This window comes from Bacillus sp. LR--39 (assembly GCF_053613335.1).
In genome coordinates, this window is record NZ_JBSIOT010000048.1 from 1 (window position 1) to 2175 (window position 2175).

At 46.3% G+C, this 2175-nt stretch carries 2 protein-coding genes and 1 pseudogene; 1 reads left to right on the forward strand and 2 read right to left on the reverse strand.

The window, feature by feature from the left end:
• Window positions 1–330: pseudogene (gene yxaF, locus ACWHAR_RS20050) on the reverse strand (transcriptional regulator YxaF); the annotation flags it as partial.
• A gap of 131 nt (window positions 331–461) precedes the next feature.
• On the opposite strand from yxaF, the gene ACWHAR_RS20055 reads away from it, so the two are divergent.
• Window positions 462–1532, forward strand: coding sequence for an SDR family oxidoreductase (locus tag ACWHAR_RS20055; protein ID WP_041333983.1), 1071 nt, complete (start codon window positions 462–464; stop codon window positions 1530–1532).
• A 57-nt stretch (window positions 1533–1589) separates the two neighbouring features.
• On the opposite strand, the gene ACWHAR_RS20060 is transcribed toward ACWHAR_RS20055, so the two are convergent.
• Window positions 1590–2021, reverse strand: coding sequence for a MarR family winged helix-turn-helix transcriptional regulator (locus ACWHAR_RS20060; RefSeq protein WP_003243994.1), 432 nt, complete (start codon window positions 2019–2021; stop codon window positions 1590–1592).
• Window positions 2022–2175: the final 154 nt, after the last annotated feature.

Below are 2175 nucleotides of genomic sequence, written 5' to 3' on the forward strand. Positions count from 1 at the left end.
CGCCAGCAAACCGACTGGAATACCTTTAATGCTTTCTGTGTTATCAAATTGGCTGGCTGTTTTTTTGATAAAAAGCTGAATCGCTTCAACAGGATCAGAGGATTCATCCATGCTTTGCTGTATCAGATGTTCAACGATCTTACCTGTATATGTAACCGCTTCAATTGCTAATTCTTCTTTGCCATTCGGAAAAAAGTGATAAAGCGATCCCTTAGGAGCACCGCTTTCTTTTACAATCTGGTTCAAACCTGTCGCGTGATATCCTTGCAGCTGGAACAGACGTGACGCCGTGTGAAGGATTTTTTCACGTGAATCTCCTCTGCTAGTCATTAAAACATTCCCTCCTAGGTATGGTAGAGCGACTTATATAATATAAAAAAGAACCCTGTGATTGTCAAAAGGGGTAAGACCCTTCCGGATGGGGTAAATGTACAAAAACAGCGTCTAGGAGGGATCTCTCAATGACAATCGATCATTCAGTCACGAATACAGAACAGCTTGAACGACAAAACCCCGCCATAAAAACAAAGATCAAACTGAAAAAACTCAAGGATCAGGTGATCGTCATTACCGGCGCTTCAAGCGGAATCGGACTTGTCACGGCACGAATGGCAGCTGAAAAAGGCGCAAAGGTCGTGTTAGCAGCGCGAAATGAAGACGCGCTGAAGGAGCTCACTGATGAACTTAAGGAAAAAGGGCACGACGCCATATGGGTAAAGGCGGATGTCGGAAAAGAAGAGGACGTCAACCGCATCGCAGAAACCGCGATCAGCACATTCGGCCGCTTTGACACATGGGTCAACAATGCGGCCGTCTCGACTTTCGGACACGCCATGGACGTCACCGTCGAAGACATGAAGCGCATGTTCGACACAAATTTCTGGGGACCTGTTTACGGAACAAGAGCGGCTGTCAAACACTACACCGGCAGAGGTGTGCCGGGCGCACTCATTAATGTAGGAAGCCTGTTCGGAGACAGGGGAACAGTCATTCAATCCACATATGCGTCTGCCAAATTTGCGCTTCACGGCTGGACGGAAAGCATCCGAATGGAGCTTGAAAAGGAACAGGCGCCCGTCTCGGTAACGCTCATCCACCCGGGCAGAATTGACACACCATATAACGAGCATGCGCACAGCTACCTCGACAAACAGCCGGCTCATTACCGCTCCATGATCTATCCGCCGGAAGCGGTCGCCGAAGCGATCCTGTTTGCCGCCGAACACCCTAAGCGCGACATGTACATCGGCTCACAGGCCAAAGCCATCGCCATGCTGGGCGCGCTTTTTCCTCGTCTGACCGACAGACTGATGGAAAAAATCATGTATCACAGCCAGCATGCCGAAAGACCGTCCAAACCGAGAGAAGAAAGCGCTCTTTATGATGCGGGCTGCGGTATGCATGACAGAGGCACAAATAAAGGATGGATGAGGTCAAGAAGCTACTACACAAAAGCGACGAAGCGCCCCATTGTATCGGCGGCTGTTGTTGCCGGACTAGTGGCTTGGGCTGCCGCCAAACGATGCAGGTAATCTCTGACTATAAGAAAAACCCATGCTGTTCCAGCGGAACCATGGGTTTTTTAGCTGTTAATCGATAAAAGCCTTGTTCATACGCTGCAGCAGCTCGCCGAACATCTCTTTTTCCTGTGTTGACCATTCTTTCAGCATCTGTTCATAACGTTCAAGGCGCTTTTGCTGATCGGCTTTTAATAGTTGTTTGCCGAGTTTTGTAATAGTAAACAGGCTGACTCTCCCATCAGATGGGTCTGAGAAACGATAGATGAGCTCCTTTGCCTCTAATGCAGCTGCTTGTCTTGAAAGAGTAGAAATATCAAGCTTAAACGATTCTGCCAATTCCTTAACACGAGCAGGCCCAAACTCATCCAATTGTCTCAGTAATAAGTACGAAGATCTCTCCAAATTCCCTGTTCTTTTCTCTGATTGATCCAGATAAACAGCTCTCCTGATAAAAGTCGTCAGCTCATATTCAATTAATTCAACTGGATTTTGATTTTGCAATCGCTCTCGCTCCCTATTCCAATCTCCGGCATTGACAACATCATATATACTTGTATAATACAAATGTACATTAACTGAATAAATACAAGTCGTTATATGACTAAATCAATTATTATACTTGTATAGTACAATCATATAAAAACAAAGTAAAGCG